Origin of the sequence: Kribbella sp. HUAS MG21, assembly GCF_040254265.1 — a bacterium.
In the GTDB taxonomy this organism is placed as follows: Bacteria; Actinomycetota; Actinomycetes; order Propionibacteriales; family Kribbellaceae; genus Kribbella.
On sequence record NZ_CP158165.1, the window covers coordinates 891389 to 905729 of the forward strand.

The window sequence follows — 14341 nt, forward strand, 5'->3', positions numbered from 1 at the left end:
ACATGTGGGTTTGCGGTCCACATGCCTGACCTCGTCCGTCCTGCGCTCTGCAACGGTCCCCGATACCGAGTGTCCTAACGAACGACACGGTTGAAATTACATTCCTGCAATCCACGAAAGTCAAGCCGTGCTCTGCTATTGGGATCATCCGCAACATGCCCGCAAAAGAACGAGAGGCCTGTAGATACAGGCCTCTCGCGCTGTGTACCCGGGCTCAAACCTCGTGCTACCGGGATTTTTCCCGCAGGCTCGGTAAGGGCTTGCTGCCCTCGATCGCCTGATCAGGAAGGCTGCGACCACCAGCCCTGCTGACCCTGCTGGCCCTGCTGCCCCTGGCCCTGCTGCCCCTGGTCGTTCTTGTCCGCCTCGACCCGCGGGTCGATCCGGGTCTCGTCAGCGGACTCGGGCTGCGGGGACTCCGAGGAGCCCTGGTCGGCGGGCTTCTCGTCGGCCTGCCACGCCTGCTCCTGCTGCCAGGCCTGCTGGCCCTGCTGAGCGTCGGCCTGCTCCTGCGAACCCTCGGCAGCGGTGCTGCCCCACTCCTGACCGGACTGCGGCTGCTGGCCGTACTCCTGGCCACCCCACTGCTGCTGGCCGGCGTCGGCGCCGCCCCACTGCTGCTGCTCCTGCGGCCACTGCTGCTGCGGCTGCTCCTGGCCGCCCCACTGCTGCTGGGCGTCCGCGTTCCAGGCCTGCGTCGGCTCGACGCCCTGGCCCTCCGCAGGCCAGGCCTGCTCCTGCTGACCGGCGTGCTGCGCGGAGTGCTGTCCAGAGTGCTGAGCGGAGTGCTGACCACCATGCTGCTGGGCCTCGGCTTCACCGGCCGACCAGGCCTGCTGCTGCTCGCCCTGGTTCCAGCTCTGCTCCTGCGGCCACTGCTGCTGGTCGCCGCCCTGCGCCGCGGCGTACCCACCAGCGGCGCCGGCCGCGGCGTAACCGCCGTACTGCTGCTGGCCCTGGTCGTACTGACCGTACTGGCCCTGCGGCTCCGGCTGACCGTAGCCCTGCTGCTGGCCGTAGCCCTGCTGACCGTACGGCGCCTGCTGGCCGAACTGACCCGGCTGGCCCTGCTGCTGGAACTGACCCGGCTTCGGCGCCTTCACCGGCGCGGGCAGCGACTGGAAAGTCTTCAGCACGTAGAAGCCGACAGCGCCGTACAGCGCGAGGCCGCCGAGCGACGCGATGAAGCCGACGATCTTCTCACCGGCCGTACCGCCGCCGTTGAACTGCGCGAAGGTGGCGACCAGCCCGATGAGCAGGAACAGTCCGGTGACGACGAGCGCGCCCAGCGCGACGATCCGTGCGTTCGGCGTCCGCTCGCCCTCGTTCACCATCCACACCGCACCGACCAGCGCGAAGATCAGCGCCAGCGAGGTGATGGACGGCGGGACGATGATGCTGTGCACACCGCCGGAGGCGGCGACGAAGCCGATCCCGCCGACGAACAGCTGGAACAGCGAGGCCAGCGCGAGCAGGCCGGCGAAAGCGAGCAGAATGTACGCGACCGGCTCTCTGAGCTTCTTGGTTGCGTCGGTGACCACGAGGGCTCCTCGGATGTTGGGGGGCCGTACAACTGAGCTGTGCGGACGTGATGACTCACCGCAGCATAGTCGTGCGGTGGTTCGACGCATTGACGACTCGTGCAGACTCTTCCCATGCGATTGCCCATGCGATTGACAGTGCTGGCCGGCGGCATCGGCGGTTCCGCCTTCCTGCGGGGTCTGATCAAGGCCCGACCGGACGCCGAGATCACCGTCGTGGGGAACACCGCGGACGACATCACCCTGTTCGGCCTGCGGGTCTGTCCCGACCTCGACACCGTCATGTACACCCTCGGCGGCGGCATCTCCGAAGAGCGCAAGTGGGGCCGCGAGGACGAGACCTGGGTGATCAAGGAGGAGCTCGCGGCGTACGGCGTGGAGCCCACCTGGTTCGGGCTCGGCGACCGGGACGTCGCGACGCACCTGGTGCGCACGCAGATGCTGGACGCCGGCTACAGCCTGAGCGCGGTGACCGAGGCGCTGTGCGCCCGCTGGAAGCTCCCGGTCCGGCTGCTGCCGATGAGCGACGACCGGATCGAGACCCACGTCGTGGTGGACGACCCGGAGCAGCCCGGCAAGCGCAAGGCCATCCACTTCCAGGAGTACTGGGTCCGCTACCAGGCCGACATCCCCGCCCACCAGATCGTTGCCGTCGGCCAGGACAAGGCCAAGCCGGCGCCCGGGGTGCTGGAGGCGATCGCGGACTGCGACGTGCTCATCATCCCGCCGTCGAACCCGGTGGTCTCGGTCGGCACCATCCTCGGCGTCCCCGGGATCCGGGAAGCGGTCCGGGAGACGGCCGCGCCGGTCATCGGGCTGTCGCCGATCATCGGCACCGGGCCGGTCCGCGGCATGGCCGACAAGGTGCTGGCGACCGTCGGCGTCGCGGCCACCGCGTCGGCCGTGGCGCGGTACTACGGTGCGCGCCAGTCCGGCGGCGTCCTGGACGGCTGGCTGATCGACACCACGGACGCGATCCAGGCGGATTCGATCGCGGGCGCCGGAATTCACGTCCAGGCCGTGCCGTTGTGGATGACGGACGAGACCACCACCGCCGCGATGGCTGACGCGGCACTGACCCTCGCGGAGGCCGTACGGCGATGAGGAAGCAGCTGGAGATCTTCCCGGTGACCGGCCTGCCCGAGGTGGCGGCCGGGGACGACCTGGCCGCGCTGATCGCCGACGGCACCGACCTGCGCGACGGCGACGTCGTCTCGGTGACCTCGAAGATCGTCAGCAAAGCCGAGGGCCGGCTGACCCATGGGACCCGCCGCGAGGCCGTGGACGCCGAGCTCGTCCGGGTCGTCGCGCAACGCGGCGACACCCGGATCGTGCAGACCCGGCACGGCCTGGTGATGGCCGCGGCGGGCACCGACACGTCCAACACGGCTCCCGGCACGGTGCTGCTGCTCCCGGTCGACCCGGACGCGTCCGCGCGCGCCCTGCGCACCGCACTCAAGGAGCGGTACGACGTCAACGTCGGCATCGTCGTCACGGACACGCTCGGCCGCCCGTGGCGCAACGGCCAGACCGACCTCGCGATCGGCGCCGCGGGCGTCACCGTGGTCGAGGACCTGCGTGGTACGACGGACAGCCACGGCAATGTGCTGGCGGTGACCGAGCCCGCGCTGGCGGACGAGATCGCCAGCGCCAGCGAGCTGGTCAAGGGCAAGGCGGACGGGGTCCCGGTCGCGGTGCTGCGCGGCCTGGACGACGCCGTACTGCCGGTCGGTGAGCACGGCCCGGGCGCCCGGGCGCTGGTGCGGGACGCCGAGCACGACATGTTCAGTCTCGGCACCCGGGAGGCGGCGCGGGCCGCCGTACTCGACCGGCAGCCGCCGGCCGGCGCGCGGGAGGCCGATCCGGCCGTGTGGTCCGGTTTGCTCGCCGACGTCGACGGAGTCCGGCTGCAGGTGGCTGACAACGCTGTCACCGTGTTTGGCGAAGAGCCGGTGACAGTGGGTATGGTGGCGGAGCGGCTCGCCGTACTGCTGCACGCCGAGGGGTACGGCGTGACCGTGCGGCCCGGGCCGGGCAGCGAGGCGACGGTCACGTTCGGCTCACGGTCGCGGTAGTTTTCTAGGCAACTTCTCAGTGTCGCCTCGTACACTGCCTTCGCACGGCGGCGCGCTGGCCGCCCTTATCCGGGAAGACCAACACTGTGGGTAAAGCGTCGTCGCAGAAACAGTCGCGCCGCGAGATGATCGAGAAGATGCAGCGCGAGCAGGCCCGCTCGGACCGCCGCCGGACGATCCTGATCGTGGTGTGCTCCATCGTGATCGGCCTGGCCATCATCGCCTACCCGGCGATCCGGCTGATCCAGGACTCCCGGACCAAGAACGCGGCGCTCACCGACTTCGGCGTGGCCGCCTCCGCGGCGTCCTGCGACGCGCCGACCAACGACGACGGCGGCGGCACCCAGGACCACCGCCCGGACGGGGAGAAGATCGCGTACGCGGTCTCGCCGCCGTCCTCCGGCCCGCACTACGCGGACTGGGCGCCGTTCAGCAAGAAGTTCTACACGATGGACGACCGGCCCGCGGTCGAGAACCTGGTCCACAACCTGGAGCACGGCTACACGATCCTCTGGTACAAGGACACGCTGCCGAAGGACCAGATCGACGAGATCGAGAAGATCTCCAAGTCGAAGCTCCCGGAGTCGTCGATCGGCAAGTTCATCGCCGCGCCCTTCAAGCAGGACGAGGGCAAGGGCTGGCCCGAGGGCAAGAACCTCGCGTTCGCGCACTGGAGCGCCCCCGGCGCCGACCAGAAGTCCTTCGGCCACCGCCAGTTCTGCGGCTCGGTCAGCGGCGACGCCCTCAAGCAGTTCATGGAGAAGTACCCGGCCGCCGACGCCCAGGAGCCGAACGGCGGCTGATCAGCCAAAAGCTGACAGGGTACTGCACTGACCAACAACAGCTGACAGGTACTGGGATAGCCCAACGGGGCGCGCGTGGCTGCCGCGTCGCCGTGCAACGCGCTGCTCATACCTGCCCTCCGGATGGTGTCGGCGCGCTTGTTGCCGACTGCCATCGGCGGTCAGCGGCTGCTGCCGCGACCGAAGGGTTGGCCGACGCCCGTTGGTGCTGAGAGCCGAGACGCCCGCGAGTCGTGAGGGTGAGCTGTCGGTTGCTGTCATGGGGCCCACACAACTCAACGAATAGCGAGCGGCCCACCCGGGAGCGCGACTGTTCCGGCTGGGCCGCTCGACTGCGTTGCGTCGCTCGACAGGCCGGTGCGCGGACCTGTCGAGACGGTACGCGCTGTGCCTGCACCTTCGCAGCACGAGTTGGACGGGGCGGTCACTCGCGCGCCAGCGCGTGAATGCCGGCGCTGGCCGGCGGGTGGGTGGGAGCGCGCGGAGCGGTCGCGTCTGAGGAGCGAAGCGACGAGGCTAGCGACTGCGGAGCACGCGTGGGGCTACCACGGCCTAGAGGTAGCTGGCGTGGTCGGACTGGACCTGGGCGACCAGGTCCTTGACGCGTTCGCCGTCGGACAGCGGGCAGACCATGGTGACGTCCTGGGTGTGGACGATGATGTGGCTGCGCAGGCCGACCGCGGCGACCAGGTGGTCCGGGTCGTCGGTGACGATGATGTTGTCGTGGGAGTCGAGCAGGCAGCTCAGCGTGATGCTGTCGGTGCGGTTGCCGTGCTCGTCGGCGGCGTACGTGTCGGCGAGCGCGGCCCACGAGCCGACGTCCAGCCAGTGCACCGGCATCGGTACGACGACCACGTCCGCGTCGACCTTGCCCTGCGAGGCCGGCTCCATGACCGCGTAGTCGACGCTGATCTTGCGCAGGTTCGGGTAGATCTCCTCGAGGGTCGCGTCCCGCTCCGGGGTGTCCCAGACGGCGGCGACCTCCCGCAGCCGCGCGGCCGACTCGGGCAGCAGCTCGTCGAGGACGCTCAGCACGGTCGACGCCCGCCACACGAACATCCCGGAGTTCCACCAGAACCGCCCGGTGGCGAGGTACTCCTCGGCGGTCTCGCGGTCCGGCTTCTCGCGGAACCGGTCCACGACGTACGCCGACGTACCCTCGATCGGCGCCCCGCGCTCGATGTACCCGAGCCCGGTGTGCGGATGGGTCGGCTCGATCCCGAACGTCACCAGCGACCGCGGCCGCGCCTCCACCACCTCGAACCCGTGCTCGATCGCCGCCCGGAACTCCTCCTCCGGGCTGATCAGGTGGTCCGACCCGACGAACGCCACCACGGCGTCCGGGTCGTTGCGCGCCACCACGGCGGACGCGAGCCCGACGGCGTTCGCGGTGTCCCGGCGGGCCGGCTCGCCGATGATGTTGTGCGGGCCGAGCTCCGGCAGTTCCTTGCGGACGACGTCGGTGATCGCGCCGACCGTACAGACGTAGATGTTCTCCGGCTCGACCAGCCCGAGCAGCCGGTTGTACGCCACCCGCAGCAACGACTGCCCGGCCGCCAGCGGCAGCACCTGCTTCGGCCTGTCGTCTCTGGACATCGGCCACAGCCGCGTCCCCGAACCACCCGCCAGGATCACCACGTTTCGCATGAGGAGAGACCCTACCGGTCGTCACCAGGCGGCTGCGGAATCCGCAGGTGCTGGAGGTCGGGAGGCACCGGCGAATCGGCCGGTTGCCAGAACAGTTCGGCCTCGCCGTCGAGCGCCGTCGCGGGCGCGTCCGTGAGCCGGAAGCGGTCGCGCAGGCGCCCGTAGAAGTCGGTCGGGCCCAGCCGGACCAGCCGCAACCGGCGCGGCGACCCGTAGACGCCGATCCAGTCCCCCGGATCGAGCACGCCGCGAAGCTGCCCGTCGATACTGACCGCGGCCTGTCCGGAATGCGGCAGCACGCGCAGCGCGATCGGCTCGTCCGGCGCCGCGACCACCGTCCGGTTGAAGGTCATGTGCGGCGCGACCGGGGTGAACACGATCGCCTCCGTGTTCGGCGACAGGATCGGCCCGCCGGCGGCGAAGCTGTACGCCGTCGACCCGGTGGGCGTCGCCACGATCACCGCGTCGGCGGAGTACGACGCCAGCAGCCGGCCGGACAGGTACACGCCGAGCGCCACCTGGTGGTCGCGCGCCAGCTTCTCCACCACCACGTCGTTCAGCGCGGTGACGTCGAGCGCCATCCCCCAGCCGTCGCCCTCGGCCATCTCGTGCCGGACCGGCGGCGGAGGCAGCGCGGGCCCGTGCCCGTACCGCAGCAGCGACTCGATGCCGGTCGGGATCTCCAGCGGCCGCGACGCGCGCATGGTCAGCGTCATCCGTTCCTCGTACGTCGCTCCGCCGTGGTGCACCGCCTCCAGTGCGGCCTCGACGTCCTTGCAGGCGACCTCGGTGAGGAACCCGACCTTGCCGAGGTCGACGCCGAGGACGGCGGCGTCGTTCTTGGCGGCGATCCGGGCGCCGCGCAGGAAGGTCCCGTCGCCGCCGAGCGTCACGACGAGGTCCGGGTCACCGGCGTGGTGCAGCTCCTCGGTCCCGGTCCGCCGTTCCTCGTGATCCGTCCAGACGTCGATGTCGGTGCACCCGATCCCGTGCTCGGCAGCCCACTCCCGCACGGTCCCGGCGGTCTCCACCGCCACCGGCCGCCCCTGGTGAACCACCAGCCCCAGCCGCCTGATCGCCACAACACCCTCCTCCGGCCTCGCCACCCCAACCGTAGCCGGGAATCTACTCGGTGCGGGTGGCGGTGATGATCGGGTCGGTTTCGTCGTCGAACTCGCCGATGACTTCTTCGAGCAGGTCCTCGAGGGCCACGACGCCGATCGGGCCCGCGGACGGGCCGCCGCAGACCACGGCCAGCTGGGCGCGTTCGTCGCGCATGGTGCGGATCGCCTTGGCCACCGGGGTGTTGTCGCCGAGCTCGAGCGCCGCGGTCATCAGGTCGGACGCGGGCCTGGTGGTGGCGCCGGCGGTGGTCGCGCGGGCCGCGTCCCGGACGTGGACGATGCCGCAGATTCCGGGCGTGCCGTCAGGGCCGGGCGTGACGACGGCGAGGCGGGAGTGGCCTTCGCGGCGGCTGGTCAGCTCGACCTCACGGGCGGAGGCGGTCGCCGCGACCGTGGACAGCTGGTCGATCGGTGTCATCACCTGGCCGACGGTGGTGTTCTGCAGTGCGAGCATCGCGGTGAGCAGTTCGTGCTCGGGCTCCTCGAGGGTGCCGTGTTCGCGGGAGGACTGGATCAGCAGCCGCAGCTCGTCGGGGCCGTGCGCGTTGGCGATCTCGTTCTGCGGTGTGACCTTCACCAGCCGGACGCACAGGTTCGCGAGCCAGTTGAGCACCAGCAGCAGCGGCCGGAACAGGTATGTGAAGCCCCGGAACGGCAGGGCCAGCACGAGCGCCGACCGCTCCGGGTCGCTGATCGCCCACGACTTCGGCGCCATCTCGCCGAGCAGCACGTGCAACAGGCCGATCCCGGCCACCGCGATGATCAGGGCGATCACGTGACCGACCGCCTCCGGGAGGTGCGCGAGCTCGAACAGGGGGTGCAGCAGATGCGCGACGGCCGGCTCGCTCAGCGATCCGAGCCCCAGCGTGCACAAGGTGATCCCGAGCTGAGCGCCCGCGAGCATCAGCGACAGCTCGCTGACCCCGGCGATCGCGGCCCGCGCCGAGCGGCTGCCGGACGCGGCCGCCTCCTCGAGCCGATGCCGCTTCGACGCCACCAGCGCGAACTCGGCCGCGACGAAGAACCCGTTCAGCGCGAGCAGGACGACGGAGATGGTCAACGCCAGCGGAGTACTCATGACACCCGCTCCAGCAGGACGATGCCGGGCACCCGGCGCTCGATCGTCTGCACCGTGAGCCGGACGAACTCGGCCGGGACCGGCCGCCCGTCGTGGTCGATCCGGTGCGGCAGCTCCACCACCAGCGCGTCACCGACCGCCGGGATCCGCCCCAGCCGGGCCATCACCAGGCCGGACACCGTCTCGTAGTAGTCACCGTCCGGAAGCTGGACGCCGGTGGCCTCCGACACCTGGTCGAGCCGCCAGCGGGCCGGCAGCACCCACGATCCGTCGCCGCCCTGCACCGGTCCCGCCTCCGGCAGGTCGTCCTCGTCGCGGATCTCGCCGACCAGCTCCTCCGCGATGTCCTCCAGCGACACGATGCCCGCGAACCCGCCGTACTCGTCGACGACGATCGCGAGCTGCCGCCGCGCGACCCGCAACCGCTCCAGGACGCCGGGCAGCGGGAGCGTGGTCGGTACGACGACCGGCGGCGACGCCAGCGAACCGACCGCGATCGTCGCGCGGTCGGCCGGTTCGAGCTCGACCACGTCGCCGATCGCGACCACGCCGATCACCTCGTCGACCGTCGCACCGATCACCGGGAACCGGCTGTGCCCCGTGTCCTGGAGCTCGACCACCCGGGTCAGCGGCTCCTCGCGGTGCATGGTGATCACATCGACGCGCGGCACCATCGCCTCGCCCGCGGTCCGGCCGCGGAAGTCCAGGCCGCGGTCCAGCAGCCGCATGGTGTCCTGGTCCAGCAACCCCTGCTCGTACGACGTCTCGATGATCCGGTCGAGCTCCTGCGCCGTCGCGCCCTGCGGCAGCTCCTCGACCGGCTCGATGCCCACCCGGCGCAGGATCCGGTTCGACGCCGAGTCGAACAGGTGGATCACCGGGCCCGCGACCGCCAGGTAGACCAGCGTCGACCGGGACAGCCGCAGCGCGATCGCCTCGGCGCGGGCGATCGCCAGGTTCTTCGGCGCCAGCTCGCCGAGCACCATCTGGATGATCGTTGCCAGCAGCAACGCCAGGATCACCGAGATCGACACGCTCGCGGCCGCCGGGACCCCGGCGGTGCCGAACAGGCGCTGCAGGCCCTCGCCGAGATACGGCTCGGCGACGTACCCGGCCAGCAAGGCGGTGATCGTGATCCCGACCTGCGCGCCGGACAGCACGAACGACAACCGCGCGGTGACCTTCAGTGCCCGGGCGGCGGCCGCGTCACCGTCCGCGGCCAGCGTCTGCAGCCGGCTCCGGTCGACGGCGACGTACGAGAACTCCTGCGCGACGAAGTAGCCGGTGGCAACGGTCAGCACCAGGATCAGGCCCAGACCGGCCAGGATCAGCATGATCCGACTCTAGGAGAACTCCACCGACGGCAGTACCACGGGGTCGGTCGCGGCGGGGAGGCGGACCGTAGGGTGGGTCATATGTCACGAGTTCTGCCCGAGCTGTTCGCGGCCGCGGTCCGCCGGGACGGCGCCGCGCCGTTCCTCACCTACTACGACGACGCGACCGGCGAGCGGATCGAGCTGAGTGCGCTCACCACCGCGAACTGGGTCGCGAAGACGGCGAACCTGCTGGTCGACGAGTACGACCTCGAGGCCGGCGAGACGGTGGCGATCGGACTGCCGCCGCACTGGCTGGGCGTGGTCTGGGCGCTGTCCACCTGGTCGGTGGGCGCGGCGCTGACCAGCGGCACCGGGACCGTCGCGATCACCGGGCCCGACTTCGCGATCCGGGGCGAGCGCGAGACCGCCGCGTCCGCGTTGCTGCCGCTCGGCGGCCGCTTCCGGGAGCCGTTGCCCGACGGCATCCAGGACTACGGCGCCGAGGTCTACAACCACCCGGACGTGTTCGTCCCGTTCGACCCGCCGACGCCCGCTTCCCCGGCGTACGACGAGCTCACCCACGAGGACTTGATCGGTATGGCGGAACCGGTGCGCGACCGGATCCTCGTGACGCGGACGCTGACCGACCGCGCGGGGCTGGCCCTGCTCGTCGGCGTGATCGCCGGGGGTGGTTCGATCGTCCTCTGCCGCAACCTGGACGCCGCCGAGCTGGAGCGCCGGGTCGCGGACGAGAAGGTCGACCGGGTCTTGGAGGGGTAGCCGTGCAGCGGTTCGAGGGAAAGGTCGCGCTGGTCACAGCGGCGGCGCAGGGCATCGGGGCCGCGGTCGCGCGGCGCCTGGCGGCCGAGGGCGCGTCGGTGGTGGTCACCGATCTGCAGCAGGAGAAGGCCGGCGAGGTCGCCGCGTCGATCGGCGAGCGGGCGCTGGCCGTGCGCGTCGACGTGACGAACCGGGACGACGTGGACGCGGCGGTCGCGGCCGCGGTCGACCGGTTCGGCCGGCTCGACGTCGTCGTGAACAACGCCGGCGGGTGCATCGTCCGGTCCGCGCCCGAGGACGCGACCGCCGAGGAGTTCCACGCCCAGCTCGACCTGACGCTGGTCGGCGCGTCCCGCTGCATCCAGGCGGCGCTCCCGCAACTGGTGAAGCACCGCGGGAACGTTGTCACGATCAGCTCGGTGAACGGCATCGCCGCCTTCGGCAACGTCGAGTACTCCGCCGCGAAGGCCGGCCAGATCGCGATGACGGTCAACTACGCCGCGCGGTACGGCGCGCTCGGCGTCCGGTTCAACGTCGTTGCCCCCGGCACCATTCGGACGCCGAACTGGGACGACCAGCAGGAGACCCTCGACCGGTTCGCGACGATGTACCCGCTCGGCCGGGTCGGCGAGCCGGAGGACATCGCGGCCGCGGTCGCGTTCCTCGCCTCCGACGACGCCTCCTGGATCACCGGCCACACCCTCCCGGTCGAGGGCGGCGTCCTGACCGGCCCCGGCGTCATCGACCTGACGCCGTCGGGACCGTTCAAGAAGGAGTACTAGCCCTTCGGCCAGGCTTCCCACGCGGTGGCGAACATCTGGTCGACGGTGTAGGTGTTCTGCCACCCCAGGTCGCGGGCCGCGAGGTCGCCGTTGGCCACGACGCGGGACGGGTCGCCGGGGCGGCGCGGACCTTCGGCCGGGGTGAAGTCGATGCCGGTCACCCGGCGCGCGGCGTCCATGATCTCGCGGACCGACGTACCGGTGCCGCTGCCCAGGTTGTAGACGCGCTCGAGGGTCTTGCCGGACTCGAGCGCGCGAGCGGCCGCGACGTGCGCGCGGGCCAGGTCCGCGACGTGCACGTAGTCCTTGACCGACGTACCGTCCGGGGTCGGGTGGTCGGTGCCGTAGATCTGCGGCACCTTGCCCTGCGTCAGCAGGTTGCAGACGATCGGGAACAGGTTGTACGGCGAGGCGTCGTACACCGTCGGGTCGCCGGAACCGACGACGTTGAAGTAGCGCAGCGAGGTGTGGTGCAGCTCGGTCGCGGCCGCCTGGTCGCGGAGCAGCCACTCACCGATCAGCTTCGACTCGCCGTACGGCGACTGCGGGTCGGGCTGGGTGTCCTCGGTGACGACCTCGTCCTTCGGGGTCCCGTACACGCCGGCGCTGGAGGAGAAGACGATGTTGCGGACCTGCTTGTCCGCCATCGCCTCGAGCAGCGTCACCATCGCGGTGACGTTCTGCGTGTAGGTGTGCAAGGGCCGCTCCACCGACACCCCGGCGTACTTGAACCCGCCGAGGTGCACGACACCGTCGGCGCCGTCGAGCGCCTCCCGCACCGCCGCACCGTCCAGCAGGCTCGCCCGCACGAACGGCACCCCGTCCGGCACGAACTCCGCCTTGCCACTCGACAGGTCGTCGATCACGACCACGTCGATCCCGTCCTCCCGGAACGCCCGCACCACATGCGCCCCGATGTACCCAGCACCACCAGTCACGAGCCACGTCATGCCCCAGATCCTGCCACCCGGCGCCACCCGGGCACCCGCGGACGGGCCGTTTGTGTACCGATCCCCAGGCCATCACAATCGGCGTCGCGGCCGGCGCCCAGGCGTGGAGCCTGCCGTTGCGGGCGATTGTGATGGCCTGGCGGTCGCTAGCCGGCGACCGATCTGGTCTTCGGTGTCAGCAGGAACGCTCCGACGTAGAGCACGGCGGCGATGATCAGGAGGCCGTGGAAGCCGATGATCAGGGCGGCGTACTCGAGGCAGCCGCCGAGCATCGCGCCGAGCAGGTTGGCGCCGAAGGACGCGGTGCCGTCGGCGGTGTCGGTGAACCGCTTCGCGAAGATCACGTTCGCCGCGAAGATCGGCAGGAACGCGATCAGCACCGCGACCACCGCCCGCAACCCGACCGGCATCGCCAGCAGCCAGCTGTCCGGGAACACCCACGACAACGCGAGCCCGCCGAACAGCACGGCGAACATCACCTTCATCGGCGGCGTCTTGAACCGCCTCGTCACTTCGACGGCCGCGAGCACCGCCACCAGCACGCCGGCGAACACGATCGCGTTGACCACCCACGTCGTACCGAACAGCAACGCGAACCCGGTGATGCTCTTGGTCTCCAGCAACATGAAGCCCGCGCCGAGCAGGAACAGGTCCGCGTACGGCCGCATCCGCTTGTACGACGCCCCGCCGCCGGCGATCGCCACGCCGACGAGACCGGCGACCAGGATCAGCGCGAGCGTGACGAGGTACAGCCCCGGGATCCGGTCGGTGAACAGGTACAGGAACGGGCGGTTGTCGGTTGCCGGCGGCGGCGTGGCCTCGGTGGCGCCGGCCCACTCGTTGCCGCAGCTCTGGTCCTGCTCGGTGAGGCCGACCGTCACGACCGCCTGCTGCAGGCCGTCGCCGATCTTGTCCACGCACGGCTTGTGCCCGAAGGCCTGCTCCGCCGTCGATGCCAGCCGGTCGATCAGCCAGGTCTCGCGGTAGTAGTTGTACATCGCGAAGGCGCCGCCCGGGTTCAGGTGGTCCCGCGCGGACTCGAACGCCTGCTGGGTGAACAGATAGCTCTCCAGCCGCAGCGAGCTCGCGCCGTTCACCAGCGTCAGCGAGTCCGGCAGCGCCAGCAGGATCAGGTCGTACTTCTTGTCGGTCCGGGACAGGAACGCGCGCCCGTCGTCGATGTGCGACGTCACCCGCGGGTCCTGGTACGGGCGGTCCGGGTGCAGCGCCTTGCCGATGTCGCGGATCTCCGGGTCGATCTCGACCGCGTCCACGTGCGTCGCGCCCTTCTTCAGCGCGATCGCCACGTCGGACCCCGAGCCGGCGCCGATGATCAGCACGTTCTTCGGCTGCTTGCCCGCGTTCGCCCGCTCGTACGGCAGGCCGTACTGCGGCTCCCACTGCAGCCGGGCGTCCGCCGGGATCGCCTGCTGGTGCGGTACGCCGTTCACCGTGATGGTGAGCAGCGGTACGCCCTCCCAGCTCGACTTCTTCGTCTGCACCTTGTAGTAGGGCGACCAGCTGTTGTCCGGCCGGGTCGACTCGTGGAACAGCACGCCGAGCATCACCAGCAGCGGTGACAGCACCAGCGCGGCACTCACCCCGGTGGCGACCGCGCGCCGGCCGGGAACCGCCGAGCTCCGCGGGATCATCAGCAGCCCGAACACCGCGGTGGCCAGGAGGCCCCACCAGATCGGCGGCGCGCCCAGGAACGACAACCCGGTGAACGTGATGATGCCGATCAGGCTGCCGACCAGGTCGAAGCGGTACGCCGTCAGTCGCGGAAGCTCCGCGAAACAGCGGCCGACGAGTTCGGCGGGGCCGGCCAGCACGACGGCGGCGGCGACGAAGATGATCGGCAGGATCACCCAGACCGGCGGGCCGGTGGTGTTCAGGCTGGTGAAGTAGATGACGCTCGAGGAGGTGCCGCGGTCGACGGTCACCGGCTTCCAGGCGATCACCAGGACCAGCAGGCCGAGCATGATCGGTGAGTAGTACGGCAGCCGTTTCGCCCGGCTGGACCGCAGTACGCCGATCCCGATCCCGAGGAACGAGCCGAGCAGCACGAAGTTCGAGAAGTAACTCAGGTGGACGACGTTCGAACCGGTCCAGCGGATCAGCGCGAGCTCGACGAACAGCATCAGCGCGCTGGCGGCGACCAACCGTGTCCGGACTCCGAACGGGCTGGGCCAACCGGTCGTGACGACTTGATCAGTAGCGGAGTCGACTGCCATGCGGGGCGACG

12 protein-coding genes are annotated in these 14341 nt (G+C 70.6%); 5 read left to right on the forward strand and 7 right to left on the reverse strand.

Annotated features, from left to right (window positions below; translation table 11 throughout):
* Positions 1 to 281 precede the first annotated feature (281 nt).
* Complete coding sequence (locus tag ABN611_RS04310) at positions 282 to 1541, reverse strand: hypothetical protein (protein WP_350278451.1); 1260 nt, start codon at positions 1539 to 1541, stop codon at positions 282 to 284.
* Positions 1542 to 1667: 126 nt separating this feature from the next.
* Between ABN611_RS04310 and cofD the strand changes: the two genes are divergently transcribed.
* From cofD to ABN611_RS04325, 3 genes are all read left to right on the forward strand, one after another.
* Positions 1668 to 2645, forward strand: a complete 978-nt coding sequence (cofD, locus tag ABN611_RS04315; RefSeq protein WP_350281591.1) for a 2-phospho-L-lactate transferase — start codon at positions 1668 to 1670, stop codon at positions 2643 to 2645.
* Complete coding sequence (locus ABN611_RS04320; RefSeq protein ID WP_350278452.1) at positions 2642 to 3616, forward strand: coenzyme F420-0:L-glutamate ligase; 975 nt, start codon at positions 2642 to 2644, stop codon at positions 3614 to 3616. The genes cofD and ABN611_RS04320 overlap by 4 nt, the downstream gene beginning before the upstream one ends.
* A gap of 125 nt (positions 3617 to 3741) precedes the next feature.
* Complete coding sequence (locus tag ABN611_RS04325; protein WP_350278453.1) at positions 3742 to 4419, forward strand: DUF3105 domain-containing protein; 678 nt, start codon at positions 3742 to 3744, stop codon at positions 4417 to 4419.
* Positions 4420 to 4971: 552 nt separating this feature from the next.
* Here ABN611_RS04325 and ABN611_RS04330 read toward each other — a convergent pair.
* From ABN611_RS04330 to ABN611_RS04345, 4 genes are read right to left on the reverse strand one after another with little or no spacing between them, the layout of a single operon-like run.
* Positions 4972 to 6066, reverse strand: a complete 1095-nt coding sequence (locus tag ABN611_RS04330) for a sugar phosphate nucleotidyltransferase (RefSeq protein ID WP_350278454.1) — start codon at positions 6064 to 6066, stop codon at positions 4972 to 4974.
* 11 nt (positions 6067 to 6077) lie between these two features.
* Positions 6078 to 7148: an NAD(+)/NADH kinase gene (locus tag ABN611_RS04335; RefSeq protein ID WP_350278455.1), complete on the reverse strand. Its 1071-nt coding sequence runs from the start codon at positions 7146 to 7148 to the stop codon at positions 6078 to 6080.
* Positions 7149 to 7191: 43 nt separating this feature from the next.
* Entirely contained in the window at positions 7192 to 8268 is a 1077-nt protein-coding gene (locus ABN611_RS04340; protein ID WP_350278456.1) for a hemolysin family protein, read from the reverse strand.
* On the reverse strand, positions 8265 to 9602 hold the full coding sequence (locus ABN611_RS04345; protein WP_350278457.1) for a hemolysin family protein: 1338 nt from the start codon (positions 9600 to 9602) through the stop codon (positions 8265 to 8267). The genes ABN611_RS04340 and ABN611_RS04345 overlap by 4 nt, the downstream gene beginning before the upstream one ends.
* Before the next feature lie 81 nt (positions 9603 to 9683).
* Here ABN611_RS04345 and ABN611_RS04350 point away from each other — a divergent pair, with 81 nt between their 5' ends.
* Together ABN611_RS04350 and ABN611_RS04355 are read left to right on the forward strand one after the other, a co-directional pair.
* Complete coding sequence (locus tag ABN611_RS04350; RefSeq protein WP_350278458.1) at positions 9684 to 10364, forward strand: TIGR03089 family protein; 681 nt, start codon at positions 9684 to 9686, stop codon at positions 10362 to 10364.
* Between the two features lie 2 nt (positions 10365 to 10366).
* The gene (locus tag ABN611_RS04355) at positions 10367 to 11146 is read left to right on the forward strand and encodes an SDR family NAD(P)-dependent oxidoreductase (RefSeq protein WP_350278459.1); all 780 of its coding nucleotides are present in this window, start codon (positions 10367 to 10369) and stop codon (positions 11144 to 11146) included.
* Here ABN611_RS04355 and galE read toward each other — a convergent pair.
* The gene (galE, locus tag ABN611_RS04360; protein ID WP_350278460.1) at positions 11143 to 12096 is read right to left on the reverse strand and encodes a UDP-glucose 4-epimerase GalE; all 954 of its coding nucleotides are present in this window, start codon (positions 12094 to 12096) and stop codon (positions 11143 to 11145) included. The genes ABN611_RS04355 and galE overlap by 4 nt on opposite strands.
* Before the next feature lie 146 nt (positions 12097 to 12242).
* A complete protein-coding gene (locus ABN611_RS04365) occupies positions 12243 to 14330 on the reverse strand; it encodes a spermidine synthase (protein WP_350278461.1) in 2088 nt (695 codons plus the stop codon).
* Between the last annotated feature and the right edge of the window lie 11 nt (positions 14331 to 14341).

Bases quoted from the DNA above. Each gene is read 5' to 3' on its own strand.
- ABN611_RS04325 (WP_350278453.1), top strand. From the start codon at position 3,742: ATGATCGAGAAGATGCAGCGCGAGCAGGCCCGCTCGGACCGCCGCCGG.
- ABN611_RS04340 (WP_350278456.1), bottom strand. From the start codon at position 8,268: ATGAGTACTCCGCTGGCGTTGACCATCTCCGTCGTCCTGCTCGCGCTG.
- cofD (WP_350281591.1), top strand. From the start codon at position 1,668: ATGCGATTGACAGTGCTGGCCGGCGGCATCGGCGGTTCCGCCTTCCTG.
- ABN611_RS04365 (WP_350278461.1), bottom strand. From the start codon at position 14,330: ATGGCAGTCGACTCCGCTACTGATCAAGTCGTCACGACCGGTTGGCCC.
- ABN611_RS04345 (WP_350278457.1), bottom strand. From the start codon at position 9,602: ATGCTGATCCTGGCCGGTCTGGGCCTGATCCTGGTGCTGACCGTTGCC.
- ABN611_RS04330 (WP_350278454.1), bottom strand. From the start codon at position 6,066: ATGCGAAACGTGGTGATCCTGGCGGGTGGTTCGGGGACGCGGCTGTGG.
- ABN611_RS04320 (WP_350278452.1), top strand. From the start codon at position 2,642: ATGAGGAAGCAGCTGGAGATCTTCCCGGTGACCGGCCTGCCCGAGGTG.
- galE (WP_350278460.1), bottom strand. From the start codon at position 12,096: ATGACGTGGCTCGTGACTGGTGGTGCTGGGTACATCGGGGCGCATGTG.
- ABN611_RS04350 (WP_350278458.1), top strand. From the start codon at position 9,684: ATGTCACGAGTTCTGCCCGAGCTGTTCGCGGCCGCGGTCCGCCGGGAC.